This is a genomic window from Novosphingobium sp. BL-A-41-Hi4A-0G (assembly GCF_055521735.1).
On the sequence record NZ_CM145501.1, the window covers coordinates 2,542,511 to 2,561,811 of the forward strand.

Sequence of the window (19,301 nt, forward strand, 5' to 3'; positions counted from 1 at the left end):
AATTCCTCAGTAGCTCTTGGGCAGATCGAGCACCTTCTCGGCAATGAAGCTGAGAATGAGCTGCTCGGTGATCGGGGCGAGACGGGTCAGCGCGGATTCGCGATAGAGCCGCTCGACGTGATACTCCTTGGCGTATCCGAAGCCGCCATGGGTCGCGACCGCCTGCCAGGCCGCATCGTGGCAGGCACGCGCCGCGAGGAACTTGGCGGCATTGGCCTCGGCGCCACATGGCTGGCCGCTGTCGTAAAGGCGCGCGGCCTTCTCGACCATCAGCCACGCACTTTCGAGATAGCACCAGCGCTCGGCCAGCGGGTGCTGGATGCCCTGGTTCATGCCGATGGGTCGATCGAACACCACGCGTTCGCGGGCATATTTGGTCGCACGACGCAGGGCATCGGTGCCGATGCCCATGGCTGCCGCCGCAATCAGGATGCGCTCGGGATTCAGGCTGTGCAGGATGTAGCCGAAGCCCTTGCCTTCCTCGCCGATGCGGTCCTCTTCGGGGATGAACAGGCCGTCGATGAAGATCGCGTTCGAATCGACTGCCTTGCGGCCCATCTTGGGGATCAGGTGAACATCGATCTTGGTGCGATCGAGATCGGTATAGAAAATGGTGATCCCGTCAGTCGGCTTGGCGCAGTCCTCGAACTTGGTGGTGCGCGTCAGCAGCATGATCTTGTTCGCGACCTGCGCGGTCGAGGTCCAGACCTTCTGCCCGTGGACCACATAGCCGCCCGGCACCTTCTCCGCGAAAGTCTTGATGCGGGTGGTGTTGAGACCCGCGTCGGGCTCGGTGAAGCCGAAGCACACCTGGTCCTCGCCGCTGACGAGGCGCGGCACCCAGCGCGCCTTCTGCTCTGGCGTGCCCTTGACCACGATGGGGTGCGGGCCGAACAGGTTGATGTGGACGGCAGACGAAGCGGCAAACCCGCCGCCGCACGCCGCCACTTCACGGATCATGGTCATCGCCTCGGTCACGCCGAGGCCCGATCCGCCGAATTCCTCGGGCATGGTGATCCCCAGCCAGCCGGCATCGGCCATGGCGCGATGGAACTCGCGCGGGAACTTGCCGTCGTCGTCGCGGGCCAGCCAGTATTCGTCGTCAAACGGTGCGCAGACAGCGCGCACGCCGTCGCGGATGGCGTTGAGATCTTCTTCGGTGGGAAGCGGGCGGTTGTTGGACATCAGGCAAACTCCGAATGTGCGCGACGGATGCGGCGGAACAGGTCAGGGCCGCGCCAGAGCAGCCAGGCGGCGTTGACCATGTTGCCGGTCGCGCAGGTGATGAGAAACAGCAGGATCGTCAGCCCGAGGCGGCGCTCGTAGGCGTAGATCAGCAAGGCGAAGAGCGCGAAGCCGCTGTAGGCATCGGCCCAGACGTAAAGGCCCCAGACGACCTGCCAGACGTGGAACTGGTCGGCCACGACCTCGCCCGTGGCAAAGGCGTAGATCAGGAAGGCGGTCAGGCCGGCCACGATGGCGAGGCAGACCATGCGTGCGAAGGAACTCATGCACTTTCTCCTGCCGATGCCAGCGTCTTGTGCGCGGCCTTGAGGTGGGGAATGTCGTACATCTTGCCATCGATGCCGAGCGTTCCGGCAGCGGGGTTGGCGGCAAAGGCATCGACAATGCGGCGCGCGTGAGCGATCTCTTCGGTCGAGGGCGTGAAGCAGCGGTTGATCGTCTCTACCTGATCGGGATGGATCGCGATGCGTCCGGTGAACCCATCGCGGCGCGCGCGACGGCAATCGCGTTCGAGCCCTTCGGCATCGCGGAAATCGGCGTAGAGCGTATCGATCGGCGCAACCCCGGCAGAGGCCGCCGCAAACAGGCACAGCGCCCGCGCAATCCGGTAGGGTTCGGTCCAGGAGCCATCGGGCTCCTTGTTGTCGGTGGCACCAATGGCAGCGGCTAGGTCTTCGGCACCCCACGTCAGCCCGACGAGCCGGGGATGCGGTGGGGTATAGCTGCCCAATGCAAACATCGCCTGCGGCGTCTCGGTCGAGACCACCGCGATGCGCACCGTGCCCACTGCCATGCCGCACGCCGCCTCCAGCGGATCGATCATGGCTGCAATGGTGGCGATGTCGTGCGCGCCATTGGCCTTGGGTACGAGTATGCCGGCAAGGCCCGGGCGCACGACCACGCGCAGGTCCGCCTCGGTCAGCCCGCTTTCCAGCGGATTGACCCTGACGAACAGGGCGGCCGGAACTTCACCCGCACGGTCGAGCCAGCCCGCCACCTTGGCGCGGGCCTCGTCCTTGAGCGCGGGTGCGACCGCATCCTCGAGATCGAGGATCAGCACGTCGGCCCCGGTGGTCGCGGCGCGGGCGAACTTCTTGTCGCTGTCGCCCGGCACGAAGAGCAGCGAGCGCAGCCTCATGACGGCTTCTTCAGCATCAGCGCATTGCGCACGGTGCGGCAGACGATCTCGTCGCGCTGGTTGAGGCCGATATGCTCGAAGGTGACGATGCCCTGCGTCGGGCGCGACTTGCTCTCGCGCAGTTCAAGAACGCGAGTCTCGGCGCGGATCGTATCGCCCGAGAACACCGGCTTGGGAAAGGTCGTATCGGTCATGCCCAGATTGGCGACCGTGGTGCCGAGCGTCGTCTCCTGTACCGACAGGCCGATCACCAGCCCCAGCGTGAAGATCGAGTTCATCAGCGGCTTGCCGAACTCGGTTTCCGCGCAATAGGCGTGATCGATGTGCAGCTGCGCCGGGTTGTAGGTCAGCGAGGAGAACAGGCTGTTCTCGTAATCGAGCACGGTCTTGCGCACTTCGTGCCGGAACACCTGCCCCACGGTGAATTCATCGAACCACAGACCTGCCATGGACTCTATCCTCTCAGTTCAGTCGGCCAAGGATCGCGACAGCGGCAACGCTGTTGAAGGGCGATCCGCCGAGGTTGTGGGTGAGGCCGAAGTCGGCCTTGGCGCGCTGGCGGTCGCCCGCGCGGCCCTGCAACTGGTTGTAGACCTCGTAAGCCATGCGCAGGCCCGATGCGCCTACCGGATGGCCGAAGCACTTGAGCCCGCCGTCTAGCTGGCACGGTATCGCACCGTCGCGGTCAAAGCGTCCGTCCAGGATATCGGCAGGCGCCCGGCCTTCGTCGGACAGGCCGAGGTCTTCCATGATCACAAGTTCGGTGATCGAGAAGCAGTCGTGCACTTCGGTAAGATCAAGCTCTGCGCGCGGGTCAGATATCCCGGCTTCGGCATAGGCGCGTGCGGCCGCGGCGCGGGTGTTGGGCACCGAAGCCCCGTCCCATGCGCCGAACTGCATTTCCCAGCCGTTGCTGGCCGAAAGCTGGATCGCCTTGATCGTGACCGGATCGGCCTTGCCCAGTGCACGGGCGATCTCGGGCGTGGTGACGATGGCAGCCGCCGCCCCGTCCGAAACGCCGCAGCAGTCAAACAGTCCGAGCGGATCGGCGATCAGCGGCGCGCCGAGGATCTTTTCCATGTCCACCGCGCCGCGCAGGTGCGCCTTGGGCGAAAGCGCGCCGTTCTGGTGGCTCTTCCACGAAACATGCGCCATCGCCCGCTTGAGGTCTGCCGCGTCGATCCCGTGGCGCGCGGCATAGGCACCAGCGAGCTGCGCGAACGTGCCCGGTGCCGAACCATAGGGCATCCACAGGTCGTTCTGCACGCCCTTGGTGCGCAACGGCAAGCCGCCGTAGCCGGTGTCCTTGAGCTTCTCGACACCGATCGCCAGCGCCACGTCGACCGCGCCCGAAGCCACGGCGTAGGCCGCGCCGCGCAGGGCTTCCGTGCCGGTCGCACACATGTTCTCGACGCGGGTGACAGGCACCTTGTCCAGCCGCAGCGCATGCGCAGCAGGGAGCGCGCTGTTGCCGACGTTGATGTCGTCAAGCGCATTGCCGACCCACACCGCCTCGATCCGGCTGCGCTCGATCCCGGCATCGGCCAGTGCCTCGGCATAGGCCTCGACCATCAGCCCGTCAGCACCGACGTCCCAGCGCTCGCCAAAGCGGGTGCAGCCCATGCCGACGATGGCCACCTTGTCGCGAATGCCGCTCGCCATCAGGCGTCTCCCAGTTGCGGGCGGGCCAGCGGCGCCGCCTTCCAGAAATAGGTACGAAAGCCAAGGCGCGCGTTGCGCGACTTGATGCGCAGGCGCATGCCCACGCGCTGGCCCACGGCAAAACCTGCCTCGGGCCGGTCAACCATCTCCATCAGCACGCGTGCGCCGTTTTCGAACTGGACAAGGCCGAAGTCGAACGGCGGGTCGGGCGTGAAATTGAGCCGGTCGGCCGTGACCGAGACGATCGTCGCCTCAAGGTCAGCGAGGCGCACATCCTCCAGCACCTCGGGCGCATCGAGCGCCGGGTTGACCGGAATGGGGCTCTTGGGAAACTGCACGTTGCCAAGGCTGTCACGCCCGCCGATGAAGCCGATCATGTCGCGCCCGACGCGTTCCAGCACCGTGGCCTGAGCCTTCTGCTCGAACTCGGAGCGCATACCCCAGTCGAGATCGACGCCGTCCGCCAGGCTGAGGAAGCGCGAATAGCTCGTCAGGCGCTGCCCTTGCCCAAGCGCTTCGGCCATTGCCGCGGCGCCCGGCACAGGCGCGTCGACTGCAAGAACCAGCGCATCGACGCCGCTGCCAAAGCCCAGGACGAGCACGAATTCGCCCGGCTGCGCTGCCGCAAGCGCAAGGCCTGCGCCATAGACCGCATGGGCTGCGCCGAGGTCCCCGGCGACATGCGCAAGCGCCTCGCAGTGGTTTGGTGCCGCACATCTCAGCGCGCGCGCCGCCACCTTCCATGCAGCACCAACCGGTTCTGCCACCGCGACATGGGCCAGATCCGAAGGCTCGATGCCCGCATCAGCGCAAGCGGCCTTCACTGCAGGCACAAGCAACTCGCCCACCGCAATGTCGCGCACGAAACGCTCTTCGTAGGCGTAGGACGCAGGGTGCTCCTGCGAGGAATAGCGATCGACCAGATCGTGCGTCACGCTCGCATGGCCGACCAGCCGTGCTGCAGCATCGGCCCCGGTCCGCACCGCTGCTGCCCCGTCTCCGAAGGCGAGCTGTGCTGCGCTGCCGGGCTGGGTAAAGCGCTTCTCGCCTGCCGCCACGATCTCGTCACGCCCGCCGAGCAGGGCATCGAGCAGCGCGCTGGTGCCAGCCCGGCGCGAATTGGCCGCGTCAGTGCAGCGCGTGGTGCGTGGCAGGGCAAGGGCATCGAGCGCGATTGCGCTTTGCGCCCGGTCGGTGAAGTAGGCCGAAGTCGAGGCGAATCGCAGTGCAGAGGGCGCAGCATCGCCGACCAGGCCGCGCGCCGATTCGACCGCCATGGTCAGCGCATCCTCGTCCCACCCGGCAACCGCGCGCGTGCCGGCTCGCGGCATGGGCAGGCCCGACCACGCCAGCTCCCGCGCGGCGGCCTTCCGGTCGAGGCGAAGCAGCGGGAGATATCCGCCAATCGCTGTAATGCCGTGTCCCAAGCAGCCCTCCGATAACTACATTACTATCATCTGCCTTACGGGTGTGACCGGCCAAAATCCGCCACTCCGCCTTGACAGCTTCGAATCATGTAGTAAACAGCTTCACATTATCTGGCAAGGGCCGAGACGGAGAGGACAATGCCAATCTTCACGAACGATGCACTGGCTGGCAAGTCCGTGCTCGTCACCGGTGGCGGTGGCGGACTTGGGCGCGAGATCGCCCATGCCATGTCCGCGCTCGGCGCGCACGTCCACATCTGCGGACGCCGTCAGGCCATGCTCGATGCGGCAGCGCAAGACATCTCGGCGGCCACCGGCCAGCCCGTCGGCGCTTACGTGTGCGACATTCGCGATGCCGATGCGGTCGATGCGATGATCGATGCGATCTGGCAGGTCGGCCCGCTCACCGGGCTGGTCAACAACGCCGCAGCCAACTTCATCGCCCCGACCAAGGAGCTCTCCGCTCGCGGCTTCCGCGCAGTCACCTCGACCGTGATGGACGGCTCGTTCCACGCCACGCTTTCGTGCGGCAAGCGCTGGATTCGCGACGGCCTGCCCGGCTCGGTCGTGTCGATGCTGACAACCTGGGTCTGGACCGGGTCGGCCTTCGTCGTGCCCTCGGCCATGGCCAAGAGCGCGATCCACGCGATGACCATGTCGCTCGCGGCCGAGTGGGGCCCCTACGGCATCCGCCTCAACGCCACCGCGCCCGGCCCCTTCCCCACCGAAGGCGCATGGGAAAAGCTCAATCCGATCCCGGACACGCAAAGCTCGGCCACGAACTGCGATACAGTGCCGATGCGCCGGTTCGGCCAGATGCCCGAACTGACCAACCTCGTCGCCTATCTCCTGTCCGACGCCAGCCCCTACCTAACCGGGCAGACCATCGCGATCGACGGCGGCCAGCATCTCGCAGGGCCGGGCACATTTGCCGATCTCACCAATCTGACAGGCGAACAGTGGCGCGCCGCCCGCGAGGCCATCGCCGCCTCGGTCGCCAAGGAAAAATCACAGCGCAGCGAAGGCTGATACTTCCATGATCGAAAGAAACATCTTCCAGCCAGAGCACGAGATGTGGCGCGAGACCGTTCGCCGCTTCATCGAAAAGGAAATCGTGCCCCATCATGAACAGTGGGAAAAGGACGGCATCGTCCCCCGCGAGCTGTGGCTCAAGGCCGGTGAAGCAGGCCTGCTGTGCTGTACGGTGCCCGAGGAATACGGCGGCCTCGGCCTCGATTACCTGTTCGACGTGGTCGTCTTCGAGGAACTGTGGCGCGTAGGCGCAAGCGGCCCCGGCTTCCTGATCCACACCGACCTTGTCGCAACCTACATCCTCACCTTCGGCAGCGAGGAGCAGAAGCGTCACTGGCTTCCCAAGATGGTGCGCGGCGAGGCCATTGGCTCGCTCGGCATGACCGAACCCCACGCCGGTAGCGACCTCAAGGCCCTGCGCACCAAGGCCGAGCGCGACGGCAACCACTTCCTCATCAACGGCCAGAAGGTGTTCATCTCGAACGGCCAGATGTGCGACGTGATCGTGCTGGCGACCAAGACGGACTCGACCGCTGGCGCCAAGGGCGTCACGCTTTTCCTCGTCGACGCCAGCCTGCCCGGCTTCAATCGCGGCAAGAATCTCGAGAAGCTCGGGATGAAGGCACAGGACACGTCGGAACTGTTCTTCGACAACCTGCGCGTGCCCGCCGATGCCATGCTCGGCGAGGAAGGTCAGGGCTTCTCGCTGATGATGACCAAGCTCGCGCAGGAGCGCCTCGCCCAGGCGATCCGCTCGGCAACGGTCGTCGAAACGGTAATCGACTATACGGTCGAATACACCAGCGAGCGCAAGGCTTTCGACCAGACCATCGCCGACTTCCAGAACACCCAGTTCGTGCTCGCCGATCTCAAGGCGCGCAGCGTGATGGCCCGGGTCTTCACCGACAAGTGCATCGAGCTGTTCATGCAGGGCAAGCTCGACCCGGTCGATGCCGCAATGGCCAAGATGGTCACGTCCGAGCTGCATTGCGAGACGGTCGACAAGTGCCTCCAGCTGTTCGGCGGCTGGGGCTACATGTGGGAGTATCCGATCGCGCGCGCCTATGCCGATGCGCGCATCGTGAAGATCGCGGGCGGCTCGATCGAGGTGATGAAGACGATCATCTCGCGCGACCTGTTCAAGGGCCGGCTGGGCCGCAAAAGGTGAACCGGCTTACCCAACCTCTTGCTAACGGCGCATCTGTCACTAGTCCGGGAACGTCACTTTCCGGAGTTCTCCAGATGATCCAGAAGAATCTCGATTCAAGCCTGCGTTTCGGCTTTCTCATCCACGACGTGTCGCGCCTGCGCCGCATCGTCGTGGACCGTGCGCTGAAGCCTCTCGGGCTGACCCGTTCGCAGTGGTGGGTACTGGCGTTTCTTTCGCGACGCGATGGCATGACGCAGACCGCGCTCGCCGCCGATCTCGACCTGACCAAGGTTGCCGTGGGCGGCCTGATCGACCGCATGGAAACGGGCGGTTTCGTCGAACGTCGCGCTGATGAACGCGATGCGCGCGCGCGCCGCGTCTATCTCACGCGCGCTGGCCAGAAGCTGGTCTCGACCATCCGCGAAAGCGTGGACGCGGTCGAAGCCGACATTCTGGCCTCGGTTACCGAAGACGAGCTCGATGCCGCTGCGGCCGTGCTGGTCAAGATCAAGGGCCGCCTGCTCGAACTCGTGGGTGGCGAAGCTGAAGGCGGACAGGACTTCGACACCTGACCGCAATCGATGGAGGAATACGTGAAGGGACTTGAAGGTAAGGTCGCAATCGTCACTGGCGGAGGCCAGGGCATCGGGCGCGCGCTCAGCCTGCGGCTGGCGGCAGAAGGTTGCAAGGTCGCGATCTTCGACCTCAGCACCGCTGCTGGCGAGGAAACCGCCAAGCTAGCAGGCGAAGGCGCCACCGTGCGCACCTGGCAGCTCGACGTGAGCGATCTTGCCGCCGTGCAGGCAGCGGTCGAGGCGGTCGAGGCAGAACTCGGCCCGATCTGGACGCTGGTGAACAACGCCGGCTGGGACCGTCCGGCGCCCTTCCTCAAGACTACGCCCGAATTCTGGGACAAGGTCATTGCCATCAACCTGACCGGCAACCTCAACACCCACTTCGCAGTGGCCGGTCGCATGGTCGCCAATGGCGGCGGGCGGATCATCAACATCGCGTCCGATGCCGCCAAGGTCGGCACCGCGATGGAAGCGGTCTATTCGGCCTGCAAGGGCGGCCTGATCAGCTTCACCAAGTCGATCGCGCGCGAACTGGCCCGCAAGAACGTGCTGTGCAACTGCGTCTGCCCGGGGCCGACCAACACGCCGATGATGGCCGAAGTTGCAGGGACCGGACCCGAAGCCGAAAAGTGGAAGGCATCGCTCGAACGCGGCATCCCGCTCGGCCGCATGGGCGAGCCAGAGGACTACGCCGGCATCGTCGCCCTGCTCGCTTCCGAAGACGGCGGATACATCACCGGTCAGGCCATTTCGGTCTCCGGCGGCATGAACATGGTCTGATCGCCCTAGGGGTGAGAGCGAGCCATGCTTACTGACGCGAGACCTGATCTTCCCGGCGACTGGACCTGCGACTTCAATACCGGGGTCGGGCAATGGTCGCTCGGCGGGCTGTGGCTCGACCGGCAGGGGGCGCGGCTCGCGGTCCGCGTGGCCGAGCGTCACTGCAATGCCTTCGGGGTCATGCACGGTGGCGCCATGGCAACCTTTGCAGATGCCCAGGCGCTCGCCGTTCGGAGTTACAGCGGAGAAGGAAGCGATCACACGCCGACCGTTTCCTTGTCCGTCGACTACCTCGGCGGTGCCCGCCTCGGAACCTGGCTCGCAGCCGACGTCACCCTGCTGCGCACCACCCGCGCACTGATCTTCACCCAGGCGCTCATCACCGCAGACGGCAAGCCCGTCGCCCGCAGCAGCGCCATTTACCGGAACTTCCAAGGAAAGGATGCACAATGAGCACGCCCCAGTTCGAAGACATCATCTACGAAGTGCGCGGACGCGCCGCGTGGGTCATCATCAACCGCCCCAAGCTCTACAACGCCTTCCGCGCGCAGACGATCGAGGAACTGATCGCCGCGTTTAAGCTGGCCGCTGACGACAAGGGCGTCTCGTCGGTCGTGCTCACCGGCGCTGGCGACAAGGCCTTCTGCACCGGCGGCGACCAGAGCGCCAAGGACGGCCAGTACGATGGGCGCGGCATCGTCGGCCTGCCGATCGACGAATTCCAGTCGGCCATTCGCGACATCCCCAAACCGGTGATCGCTCGTATCAACGGCTTCGCGATCGGCGGCGGCAACGTCTTCGCCACGCTTTGCGATCTGAGCATCGCCGCCGATACAGCCAAGCTGGGGCAGGTCGGGCCTAAGGTCGGCTCGGTCGACGCAGGCTGGGGCACCGCCTTCCTCGCCCGCCACGTCGGTGACAAGAAGGCGCGCGAGATCTGGTATCTCAACCTCCAGTACACCGCGCAGGAAGCGATGGAGATGGGCCTCGTCAACAAGGTCGTCCCCGCCGGCGAACTCGACGATGCGGTCAACGAATGGACCGAAATGCTCGGCCAGCGCTCGCCCACCGCACTCGCCTTGGCCAAGCGCAGCTTCAATGCCGACAGCGACAACATTCGCGGCATCTCGATGCTCTCGCTCAACGCGGTGAAGCTCTACTACGATTCCGAGGAATCGAAGGAAGGGATGCGCGCATTCCAGGAACGTCGCACGCCCGACTTCCACAAGTACGTCAAGTAAGGGCGAAGGGGCGCGGACCATGTCTGCAAAGCACCTGCGCCCCGGCGACCTGCCCGGCGCTCTCCCGCCTGGCGGGTTGACGCTCGTCTCGTCGAGCCCAGCGGAATCCGATCTGCTCGCAGCCGAAGTCTCCGCCGCCGGACCCGCACTGGGCGCGATGACCTTCTCCGGCATCTTCGTGCCCGGCCTCAACAAGGCGACATGGAACGCAGGGCCCGACAGCCGCGTGCTGACATTCTTCCAGACGCCCGAACTGCGCAAGGAAGGCCCGCGCAGCGATTTCCGGCCCTTGTGCTACCAGGACATCCTGCGCCTCTACCGTCGGCAGAAGCCCGCCGCCGCGCTGTTCATGTGCAGCCCGCCCGATGCCGAAGGCTTGTGCAGTTTCGGCGCTGAGACCGGCTTCATCGCCGCGCTCTGGCGCGATATCCCGGTGCGCATCGCCCACATCAATCCCGCCATGCAGCGCACGCCGGGCGATCCGGGCATTCCCCTCTCCGCGATCACCGCCTTCTATGAGAGCGAGCAGCCGCTGCGCACGATGGCAGGCGGCTCGGACGCGGTGAGCGAAGCCATCGCTGCGGCCATCGCACCGCTCGTACCCGAAGGCGCCACGCTCCAGACCGGCCTCGGCAAGATCCCCGATGCCGTGCTGCGCGCGCTGTCCGGGCACCGCAACCTGCGTCTGCACAGCGGCTTGATCGGCGATGGCGCGCTCGAGCTGGTCCGTTCGGGTGCGATGGCACCGGGGCCGTCTGCGCTTGCCGGCGTCGCCATCGGCAGCCCCGCGCTCTATGCCGGTCTCGACCACGAACACTTCCAGTTTCGCCCGGTGACGGTCACCCACGATCCGGCGATCCTTGCCGGGATCGATTGTCTGGTCACGATCAATTCGGCAATGGAAGTCGATCTCTATGGACAGGTCCATGCCGAGGCATCCTCGCGCGGGTTCATGTCCGGTCCGGGCGGCGCGGGCGACTATGCACGCGGCGCACGCGCAGGCGGGGGTCTCAGGATCATTGCCCTGCCTTCTGCCGCTGGTTCAGCAACCCGCATCGTCCCTGCCGGGCAAGGCCATGGTCCGGTCTCGCTCTCGCGCTTCGATGTCGATCTGGTCGTGACCGAACACGGCGTCGCGGACTTGCGCGACCTCGGTCACGAGGCCCGCGCACAGGCGCTCATCACCATTGCCGCCCCCGCGCACCGCGAAGAGCTCGCCAGGAGCTGGCGCGACGGGATGCACGCCCTTCAGGAGAGATAGCCATGGCGTCGAACAAGGTCATCATCAGCTGCGCAGTCACGGGTTCGATCCATACCCCGTCGATGTCGCCCTACCTGCCCGTCACGGCCGAGGAAATCGCCGAGAGCGCTCTCGGCGCGGCAGAGGCGGGCGCGGCCATCGTCCACCTCCACGCGCGCGATCCGCACGACGGCAGGCCAGTTCACACGCCCGAGGACTTCGCGCCGTTCCTCAAGGTGATCAAGCAGTCGAGCAACGTGGTGGTCAACATCACCACCGGTGCCTCGCCCTACATGCCCGTCGAATACCGGGTGAAGCCTGCCGAGACATGGAAGCCCGAAGTCGCCAGCCTCAACATGGGTTCGATGAACTTCGGCCTGTTCCCGATGCTGCGCAAAGAGCGCCAGTGGAAGCACGCGTGGGAGCCCGAGATGCTCGAGGCCAGCCACGACCTCGTCTTCCGCAACAGCTTCAAGGACATCCGCTACGCACTCGACACGCTGAACGCCACCGGCACCCGCTACGAATTCGAGTGCTACGACACCGCCCACCTCTACAACCTGCACTACTTCTGGACCGAAGGCCTCGTGCAGGGGCCGCTGTTCATCCAGACCTGCTTTGGCCTGCTCGGCGGCATCGGCGCGCATCCGGATGATGTCATGCACATGAAGCGCACCGCCGACCGGCTGTTCGGCGACAACTACCGCTGGTCGGTTCTGGCCGCAGGCGCAAACCAGATGAAGGTCGCGGCGATGGCCGCCAGCATGGGCGGACACGTCCGCGTCGGCCTCGAAGACTCGCTGTGGCTCGACAAGGGCAAGCTGGCGCCCAGCAACGCCGCGCAAGTGGAGCGGGTTCGCCAGATCATCGAGGGGCTCGGTCTGGAGGTCGCTACGCCCGACGAAGCGCGCGCAATTCTCGCCCTCAAGGGCGGCGACGCGGTGGGCTTCTGAAATGGAGCCGTTGTCGCTGGCAGCGACGCTTTCCCGTCATGACCCCGCCCGCGAGGCGGTGGTCCAAGGGCAGGAGCGGCTGACCTTCGGACAACTCGATGCCCGCGCGCGCCGCCTTGCCAGCTGGCTGGTGGAACGCGGCGTCGCGCGCGACGATCTCGTCGCCTTCGCCTTGCCCAATGGCCCGGACTTCATCGCGCTGGCCTTTGCCATCTACTTGGCCGGTGCCACCCCTGCTCCGCTCTCGGCAAGGATGGCCATTCCAGAGCGTGACGCAATCCTCGAAACGATGCGCCCGGCGCTCTTTGCCGATGCAGCTGACGTTGCCATGGTCCTTGCTGCGGATCGGCCTCTCCTGACCGGCGATCCGGTAATCGCCGCCTCGTGGAAGGCCTGCACCAGTGGTGGCAGCACCGGACGACCCAAAGTCATCGTCGATGGCCGACCTGCAGCCTTCGCGCCCGAAACCGGCTTCATCGCCATCCCGCGCGACGGGCGCGTGCTGGTCCCCGGTCCGCTCTATCACAACGCCCCGTTCAGCGCGGCGGTCTTTGCGCTGTGGAGCGGTTCGACCGTGGCCACCATGGACCGCTTCGAGGCCAGTGCCGCGCTTGAACTGATCGAGCGGGAATCGATCCAGTGGGCGATGATGGTGCCGACGATGATGCACCGCATCATGGCCCTGCCCTTGGCCGAGCGCGACGCCTTCGACCTGTCGCGCTGGCAGACCGTCGTCCACACCGCCGCACCAATGGCGCGCTGGCTCAAGCAGGCATGGATCGACTGGCGCGGGCCAGATCACATCTGGGAAGTCTATGGCGCGACCGAAGGCCTCGTGCGCTGCTGGATCGGTGGACGCGAATGGCTCGCCCGGCCCGGCTCGGTCGGTCGGCCGCTGGGCGATGCGCGCATCCGCATCCTGCGCGCCGATGGCAGCGAGGCGGTGACCGGTGAAACCGGAGAGATATTCGCCATGCCCGCGACCGGCCCCGGAACGACCTATCGCTATATCGGTGCTGATCGCCGGACCGGCCCCGATGGCTGGGAAAGCGTGGGCGACATGGGCCACGTCGATGAACAGGGCTATCTCTTCCTCGCCGACCGCAAGGACGACCTGATCATCAGCGGCGGCATCAACATCTGGCCGGCCGAAGTCGAAGCGGCCATCCTGCGCCATCCGGCCGTGCGCAGCTGCGCCGTCTTCGGCGTGCCGCACGAGGATCTGGGTGCCGCCGTCCACGCGGTGATCGAGACCGGCGAGAACCTCGCCCTGCCCGAGCTTGCCCGTTTCCTTTCATCCCACCTGACGCGGGCCAAGCACCCGCGTTCGATCGAATGCACCAGCGCGCCCGTGCGCGACGATGCGGGCAAGTTCCGCAAGCCGCGCACGCTGGCAAGGAGTTCCCATGACGCTTCCTGACCTGACCCAGTTCCGCCTCGAAATGCAGGACAACGGCCTCGTCCACCTCGTGTTCGATTGCCCCGGCAAGTCGATGAACGTGTTCTCGAACAAGGCGATACACGAGCTGGGTGCCTTCGCCGAATGGCTGCACAAGGCAGACGTGCGCGGCGTCGTGCTGCGTTCGGGCAAGCCGACCGGCTTCTGCGCGGGCGCGGACCTGACCGAACTCGGCGTGGCCTACGACATGATCGTCGCCGCCCCGCAGGCTGACCGCTTCGACATGGCCTTTAACCACTTCTTTCCACTCAGCCACGCCATCCGCCGCATGGAAACGGCAGGCAAGCCGATTGCGGCGGCCATAGCGGGCGTTGCGCTCGGCGGTGGCTGCGAACTCTCGCTCGGCGCGCACTACCGCGTTGCCACGGATTCGAAGCGCGCCATGCTCGGCCTGCCCGAATGCGCTGTCGGCCTGCTCCCCGGCGCGGGCGGCACGCAGCGCATGCCGCGCCTCGTCGGCGTGGACCTTGGCCTTGAAGTCCTGCTGCTCGGGCGCAACCTCCAGGGCACGGACGCACTGGACGCAGGCCTCGTCAACAAGATCGTCGCCGAGGGCGAAGAGGTGGCCGCAGCGGAGCGCTGGCTGCTATCGCCCGAAGCCCACGCGGTGCAGCCATGGGACCGCGAAGGCGTGGTTCCGCCAACCCATGCCGACTATGCCGAAGCGATCACGCGCCACCGCACGCGCGAACTTGCCCGCATGTTGGGCCACGAACCTGCCCCCATCGCCATTCTCGATTGCGTCGAACTCGGCCTCATGCAGCCGATCGATGGTGCGATCCGCGCCGAGATGTCGGTCTTTGCACATCTCATCCAGCGTCGCGAAGCACGCAACATGATCCGCACCATGTTCCTCGGCAAGCAGGCCTACGACAAGGCCGCGCGCGATGGAGGACCAGCTCAGCCGGTTAGCGCTGCCGCCGATGCCATAGCGCAGGCAAGCGCAGCGGCGCTGGCAATCTGCCCGGACCTCGCATCAGCCGGTTTCGGCAATGGTTCCGCAGATCCGGTGCAGTCACGCGTACCGGCACGCACCTGGCTCGAAGGCCAACCCGTCCTCGTCCAGGCGCTCAAGGGCCTTGCCGAGGCCTGCCGCACGCAAGCCGCCGCGCTCGACGAAGCCGGATGCCTCCAGCTCGATCATGCCGTGGTCCGCTCGGGTGCCGTCCCGGCCTATCTCGGCGGCGCCACCGGCTTGGCTGACCTGATCGGCTGACGCCCAGCCCGCCGAGGCGTTGCGCACCCCGACGGCCTACCGCGCCAGATAGACCAGCGCGATGCCCGCGCAGATCAGCGCTATGCCTGCGCCCTGCGCCAGCCCGATCGTGTCGCGATAGACGAGCACGCCGACCAGCGTCAGCACGGCAATGCCGGTGCCCGACCAGATCGCGTAGGCAACGCCGAGGGGAATTGTCCGCAACGCCCGCGCCAGTGCGCCAAACGCGATGACATAGCCGACGAGCGCCACAGCCGAGGGCAGCAGCCGACGCAGCCCCTGGCTCTCCTTCAGCGCCGACGTCGCCACGATCTCCATGGCGATGGCCAGCGCCAGAAACAGCCAGTTGGCGCTCATCGGGTCCCCTTGCGGCAGGGTCCGCCCGTCAGTCGCGGGCGAACGTCAGTTCCTTGAATGGCTGGAACTGCTGCACGTAAGGCTTGGCGAATTCAAGGTAATCCCTGTTCCAGCAGAATTCGCACCAGCCGGTGCCGCTTTCATCGCCGATCTGCACGGTGATGGCGGATTCGCGCAGCAGGATCTTCGGATCGGTCTCGTAGTCGAACTTGCCAAAAGTCTTGCAGGTAACCAGCGTGGTGCGGCCCATGTCGTCATCAAGCTGCGCGTTGAACGCCACGTGGTGCATGTCGTCGTCGAACAGGTATTCGTGCCGTGCGTCGGTAACCTGCGCCATCGCGCCATCGCGGAAGACGAAGCCGATCACGTGCTTGATGCCGAAGCTCTGCATCTCGAAGAAGTGCAGCGCGGCCGAGGGCGTGGTGGCGTGGAACCACTTGTAGTGCTGGTTGAGACCCCAGATGCGGTGCCCCCAGGCATGGTCGCGCTGGCTGAAGCAGCGGAATTCGAACCGGTCGCCATCGATCTCCATCGTGCCCGTGGCGTGGCCGTGCTGCTCGGTGCGGTCATCGGCGTAGTAGGGCGGGCAACCGTTCGGATGGGCGCTGAACGGGAAGACGGGGTGGAAGGCCTCGAAAGTGCAGTCGATCTTCACCCGCTCGCCCTGGAAGGAATAGAGCACGGTCTTGTGCGGCTCGATCACCTGCATCCGCAAGCCCTGCACCTGCCAGTCGCTGAAATCCATGTCGGCCGGCACCGCCACCGCCTCGAACCGCTCCTGGATCGGCGCGGCAAGGCCGGGACCGAACAGGCACACCGCGGCACCTGCCGTGCGGTCGGCATTGATCCAGGGATAGATGAACCCGGCAATCCCGCGTTCGGGAAGCTGCAGCATCAGCGCCACGGCCTCGCGCGCATGGGGTTCGTCGCGCAGCTGGTGGCGATTGTCGTGCTCGTCGGCAAAGGCGGGGATCGTCGAGGGGATGTGTTCGAAAGCCATCGGCCTGCATTCTCCGAAAGGTTTGGCCCTGCCGCTCAGGCAGTCGTTGCGCCGAGGCGCGACAGGCGCTTCGACAATGTGGTCACGCCGATCACGTCGGTCACGTTGCTGAAGCCAACGCGGCTGCCCATGGTCCAGCGGTAGAGGCTCTGGAACGAAATGAAGCTGGTATAGGCGGTGTGCCAGGGCGCGGCCGCAATCGCCGCGCCGTGCATTTCCCACTGGCGCCCCTTGGCATCGGTGATGCGCACTACGCGATGTATGCCGAGCATGCCGACGCTTTCCGCCTCGACTTCCGCTGCAACCACCGCGCAGCTCTCACCATCGACCACAGCATATCCGAAGCGGAACGTGGTATAGACCTGCTGCCCGCCGACCACGTCGAGCGTGACGACCAGATGGAAGGCAAGATCGTCGCCAAAGGTCATGTGCATCCACGAGACCGGCGCCGAATTCCACTCTGCCCTTGGCCCCCAGCTGCGGTCGAGGCCGTCGACGCAGGACACCTCGAAATTGCGCCCGTAAAGCTCCAGCTCGCCCTCGATCCGACCGACCAGATCATAGTGGCCCTTGGTCCATGCATCGCCCGCCCCGGTCGAGGCCTCGGCGTCGCCCTTGAACGCTTCGAGCATCGGGTTCTGCGCCGCATCAAGCGGATCGAACGGGTCCATCAGCCCACGGAACGACAGGTCGAACCGGCACAGCCCATCGCGCCCGTCATAGCGGAAGCGATAGTCGCGCGCGCCGTTAGTGCCTTTGACCGAAAGCCCGTTCTCCAGCGTGAAGTCAGCCATCGTCGGCGGGCATGGCACGTGCATCGGCGCGTCCGAATAGTCGACGGTCCAGGCATTGGCATGAATGCCCTGGTGCACATAGATCGACGACAGGCACACGCCGAGGTTGGGCCTGCACAGGACATAGGCGTTGCCGCTGATCCGCTCCTCGGGGACCGAGAAGATCAGGAATAGCGTTTCGGCATGGTCAAGCGACGGCGAGTTGCCGTTGTGCAGGTGCAGGTCCTGGTCGGTAATCACGGTTTCGGTCCACGGTTGGCAGGGCGGGCGCGCGGGCGCTTCACCATGCGGGCGGGGGAAGGTCCTCGGGCTTGAGCTCGAAGCCGAAGGGGCTGGTCCACTGTCGCGCCTGCGCCACCATGGCAGCGCCATGATCGAGCACCAGCGCATCGAGGTCCCGGCGCACGGCGGGGTCAGTGCAGCGGCTGCCAAGCGCGGTCACCTCGTCACGCAGGGCACGGCAGGCGTCCTCGATCCCGGCAGTATCGGCCTCGGCGCTCGCCATCACGGCCCGCGCGCCTTCGAGCGCTGCGGCCAGGGCATCGGCGCTGCCGGCGCGGGCGAGTGATTGCTCTGCCAGCGTCACATACGCGGCCAGCTCCATCCGCGCATAACGGCGGGCATCGGGCAGGCGGGTCTTGACGAAGCCGATCGTGGCGATGGCAAGGTGCAACTGCTCCACCACGTGCTTCTCGGCATTGCCGAGCGCAGGCGCCACGACTTCTTCCAGCGCCCGCAGCGCAACCTGCAGCTGTACGTCCAGTCCGAGGTTCATCGCACGACCTCCATGAAGCTCTCGCGCAAGTCCGAAAGCGCGCCATAGCCGACCGCGACGACATAGTTCACCAGCACGTCCTGATGTGTGCCCCTCATGCGCGAGGCGCGCGCCGAGGCGGCCAGCGTAAGCACCGCGATCAGATAGCGGTTGAAGATGTTGTAGTACTGCAGCCTCACCGGATCGACCGAGAGCCCCGAAGCCTCGCTATAGGCGGCATAGAGCGCATCGGCCGACATCATGCCCGAGCCCAGCTGCGTCGCGCCATCTTCGGCATAATGCGAGAACGAGGGCATCGCCGCGTAAGTCAGGTCCTGATGCCGGTCACCCAGCGTCGCGCCTTCCCAGTCAAGCCAGGCGGTGATCCGTCCCTCGGCCTCGTCGAACAGGAAGTTGCCGCTGCGATAGTCGCCGTGGACGATCGAGACGTGATCGAGCGCGGGCGCATTGGCCACGAGCCAGCGATAGACCACCTCGAGCACCGGCTCCTCCTCTACGCGGTCCTCTTCCCACACCCGGCGCATGGCGTTGACCTGCCGGATCACCGAATGGTTCGATCCCACCTGCGGCCGTTCGAAATGCGCAAGGCCGTCTGCGGCGGCAACGTCGATGCGATGCAGCCTGGCCAGCAGGCCGACGAAGTCGGGCGCAAGCTTCGCGCGCAGTTCCGGGCCGTAGTTCTGGCCGAGACCCGAGACCTTGCCGGAATCGTAGGAAGGCTTGGCCGCACCCGTGACGAAGCCATAGATCATCGCCGGATAGGGCAGGAATTCGCCCTCGCCGTCCACCCACCAGGGCTTGGGCGAAGGAATGATCCCCTCGACCGCCTGCAGGACCTCGAATTCGCGATGACGGCTGGACTCGGTGACCGAAGCCGCCGGTTCCATGCGCAGGACCATGCGCTCTTCCTGCCCGGCCTTCGCGGTGCCTTCGGGCCAGCGCAGATCGAACAGCACCTGCAGCTTCGAAGCGCCGCCCGAAAGCCAGCGCCCGTTGACGATCTCGACCGGCGTGCCCAGCCGTGCCGCGATCAGCGCCTTGGTTCCGTCGAGCAGACGCTCGAGCGTCACGCCTTCATAACCCGGACCGTTGCGGCGGTGCATCTTGCGCGTCAGCACCGTGTCGATCTCGCGCTCCACCGGATAGCGTGCGCGGATTGCGTCAATCGTCGCCTCGTCAGGATGGCGGCGCCGCGCCTCGTCGATAATCTCGTATTCGCCGGCCATGTCTTCTCTCCCAGCCCGGACCCGTCTTTTC

At 65.9% G+C, this 19,301-nt stretch carries 21 protein-coding genes; 10 read left to right on the plus strand and 11 right to left on the minus strand.

Going from position 1 to position 19,301, the window contains the following annotated elements; all coding sequences use genetic code 11:
* Positions 1–6 precede the first annotated feature (6 nt).
* From ACZ1JX_RS12345 to ACZ1JX_RS12370, 6 genes are read right to left on the minus strand one after another with little or no spacing between them, the layout of a single operon-like run.
* On the minus strand, positions 7–1,185 hold the full coding sequence (locus ACZ1JX_RS12345; protein WP_465123840.1) for an acyl-CoA dehydrogenase family protein: 1,179 nt from the start codon (positions 1,183–1,185) through the stop codon (positions 7–9).
* Entirely contained in the window at positions 1,185–1,511 is a 327-nt protein-coding gene (locus ACZ1JX_RS12350; RefSeq protein ID WP_465123841.1) for a hypothetical protein, read from the minus strand. The genes ACZ1JX_RS12345 and ACZ1JX_RS12350 overlap by 1 nt, the downstream gene beginning before the upstream one ends.
* Positions 1,508–2,383, minus strand: coding sequence for an HpcH/HpaI aldolase/citrate lyase family protein (locus ACZ1JX_RS12355; protein WP_465123842.1), 876 nt, complete (start codon positions 2,381–2,383; stop codon positions 1,508–1,510). The genes ACZ1JX_RS12350 and ACZ1JX_RS12355 overlap by 4 nt, the downstream gene beginning before the upstream one ends.
* Entirely contained in the window at positions 2,380–2,832 is a 453-nt protein-coding gene (locus tag ACZ1JX_RS12360) for a MaoC family dehydratase (RefSeq protein WP_465123843.1), read from the minus strand. Before ACZ1JX_RS12360 ends, ACZ1JX_RS12355 begins: the two co-directional genes overlap by 4 nt.
* A 13-nt stretch (positions 2,833–2,845) precedes the next feature.
* Positions 2,846–4,045 carry an acetyl-CoA acetyltransferase gene (locus ACZ1JX_RS12365; RefSeq protein ID WP_465123844.1) on the minus strand — a complete coding sequence of 400 codons (1,200 nt, stop codon included), beginning with the start codon at positions 4,043–4,045 and terminating at the stop codon, positions 2,846–2,848.
* Complete coding sequence (locus ACZ1JX_RS12370) at positions 4,045–5,472, minus strand: hypothetical protein (protein WP_465123845.1); 1,428 nt, start codon at positions 5,470–5,472, stop codon at positions 4,045–4,047. The genes ACZ1JX_RS12365 and ACZ1JX_RS12370 overlap by 1 nt, the downstream gene beginning before the upstream one ends.
* Positions 5,473–5,610: 138 nt before the next feature.
* On the opposite strand from ACZ1JX_RS12370, the gene ACZ1JX_RS12375 reads away from it, so the two are divergent.
* The 10 genes from ACZ1JX_RS12375 to ACZ1JX_RS12420 all read left to right on the plus strand — a co-directional run bounded on the left by ACZ1JX_RS12375 (position 5,611) and on the right by ACZ1JX_RS12420 (position 15,118).
* The gene (locus tag ACZ1JX_RS12375) at positions 5,611–6,501 is read left to right on the plus strand and encodes an SDR family oxidoreductase (RefSeq protein ID WP_465123846.1); all 891 of its coding nucleotides are present in this window, start codon (positions 5,611–5,613) and stop codon (positions 6,499–6,501) included.
* A gap of 7 nt (positions 6,502–6,508) precedes the next feature.
* Entirely contained in the window at positions 6,509–7,672 is a 1,164-nt protein-coding gene (locus ACZ1JX_RS12380) for an acyl-CoA dehydrogenase family protein (RefSeq protein WP_465123847.1), read from the plus strand.
* A 74-nt stretch (positions 7,673–7,746) separates the two neighbouring features.
* Entirely contained in the window at positions 7,747–8,226 is a 480-nt protein-coding gene (locus ACZ1JX_RS12385; protein ID WP_465123848.1) for a MarR family winged helix-turn-helix transcriptional regulator, read from the plus strand.
* A gap of 21 nt (positions 8,227–8,247) precedes the next feature.
* On the plus strand, positions 8,248–9,009 hold the full coding sequence (locus ACZ1JX_RS12390; protein WP_465123849.1) for an SDR family NAD(P)-dependent oxidoreductase: 762 nt from the start codon (positions 8,248–8,250) through the stop codon (positions 9,007–9,009).
* Between the two features lie 24 nt (positions 9,010–9,033).
* On the plus strand, positions 9,034–9,462 hold the full coding sequence (locus tag ACZ1JX_RS12395) for a PaaI family thioesterase (protein ID WP_465123850.1): 429 nt from the start codon (positions 9,034–9,036) through the stop codon (positions 9,460–9,462).
* Positions 9,459–10,250: an enoyl-CoA hydratase-related protein gene (locus ACZ1JX_RS12400; protein WP_465123851.1), complete on the plus strand. Its 792-nt coding sequence runs from the start codon at positions 9,459–9,461 to the stop codon at positions 10,248–10,250. The genes ACZ1JX_RS12395 and ACZ1JX_RS12400 overlap by 4 nt, the downstream gene beginning before the upstream one ends.
* Before the next feature lie 19 nt (positions 10,251–10,269).
* Positions 10,270–11,511, plus strand: a complete 1,242-nt coding sequence (locus tag ACZ1JX_RS12405; RefSeq protein WP_465123852.1) for an acetyl-CoA hydrolase/transferase family protein — start codon at positions 10,270–10,272, stop codon at positions 11,509–11,511.
* Positions 11,512–11,513: 2 nt separating this feature from the next.
* A complete protein-coding gene (kce, locus tag ACZ1JX_RS12410; RefSeq protein ID WP_465123853.1) occupies positions 11,514–12,443 on the plus strand; it encodes a 3,5-dioxohexanoate:acetyl-CoA acetone transferase in 930 nt (309 codons plus the stop codon).
* A 10-nt stretch (positions 12,444–12,453) separates the two neighbouring features.
* A complete protein-coding gene (locus ACZ1JX_RS12415) occupies positions 12,454–13,863 on the plus strand; it encodes an AMP-binding protein (protein WP_465123854.1) in 1,410 nt (469 codons plus the stop codon).
* Positions 13,850–15,118, plus strand: coding sequence for an enoyl-CoA hydratase-related protein (locus ACZ1JX_RS12420; protein WP_465123855.1), 1,269 nt, complete (start codon positions 13,850–13,852; stop codon positions 15,116–15,118). The genes ACZ1JX_RS12415 and ACZ1JX_RS12420 overlap by 14 nt, the downstream gene beginning before the upstream one ends.
* 36 nt (positions 15,119–15,154) lie before the next feature.
* On the opposite strand, the gene ACZ1JX_RS12425 is transcribed toward ACZ1JX_RS12420, so the two are convergent.
* The 5 genes from ACZ1JX_RS12425 to ACZ1JX_RS12445 are packed head-to-tail and all read right to left on the minus strand — an operon-like array spanning position 15,155 to position 19,270.
* The gene (locus ACZ1JX_RS12425; RefSeq protein WP_465123856.1) at positions 15,155–15,475 is read right to left on the minus strand and encodes a DMT family transporter; all 321 of its coding nucleotides are present in this window, start codon (positions 15,473–15,475) and stop codon (positions 15,155–15,157) included.
* A gap of 28 nt (positions 15,476–15,503) precedes the next feature.
* Entirely contained in the window at positions 15,504–16,475 is a 972-nt protein-coding gene (locus ACZ1JX_RS12430; RefSeq protein WP_465123857.1) for a DUF7064 domain-containing protein, read from the minus strand.
* Between the two features lie 35 nt (positions 16,476–16,510).
* Positions 16,511–17,509 (minus strand): DUF7064 domain-containing protein, encoded by a 999-nt coding sequence (locus ACZ1JX_RS12435; protein WP_465123858.1) that lies wholly within the window; start codon positions 17,507–17,509, stop codon positions 16,511–16,513.
* 40 nt (positions 17,510–17,549) lie between these two features.
* A complete protein-coding gene (locus ACZ1JX_RS12440) occupies positions 17,550–18,044 on the minus strand; it encodes a hypothetical protein (protein WP_465123859.1) in 495 nt (164 codons plus the stop codon).
* On the minus strand, positions 18,041–19,270 hold the full coding sequence (locus ACZ1JX_RS12445) for a phosphotransferase family protein (protein ID WP_465123860.1): 1,230 nt from the start codon (positions 19,268–19,270) through the stop codon (positions 18,041–18,043). Before ACZ1JX_RS12445 ends, ACZ1JX_RS12440 begins: the two co-directional genes overlap by 4 nt.
* Between the last annotated feature and the right edge of the window lie 31 nt (positions 19,271–19,301).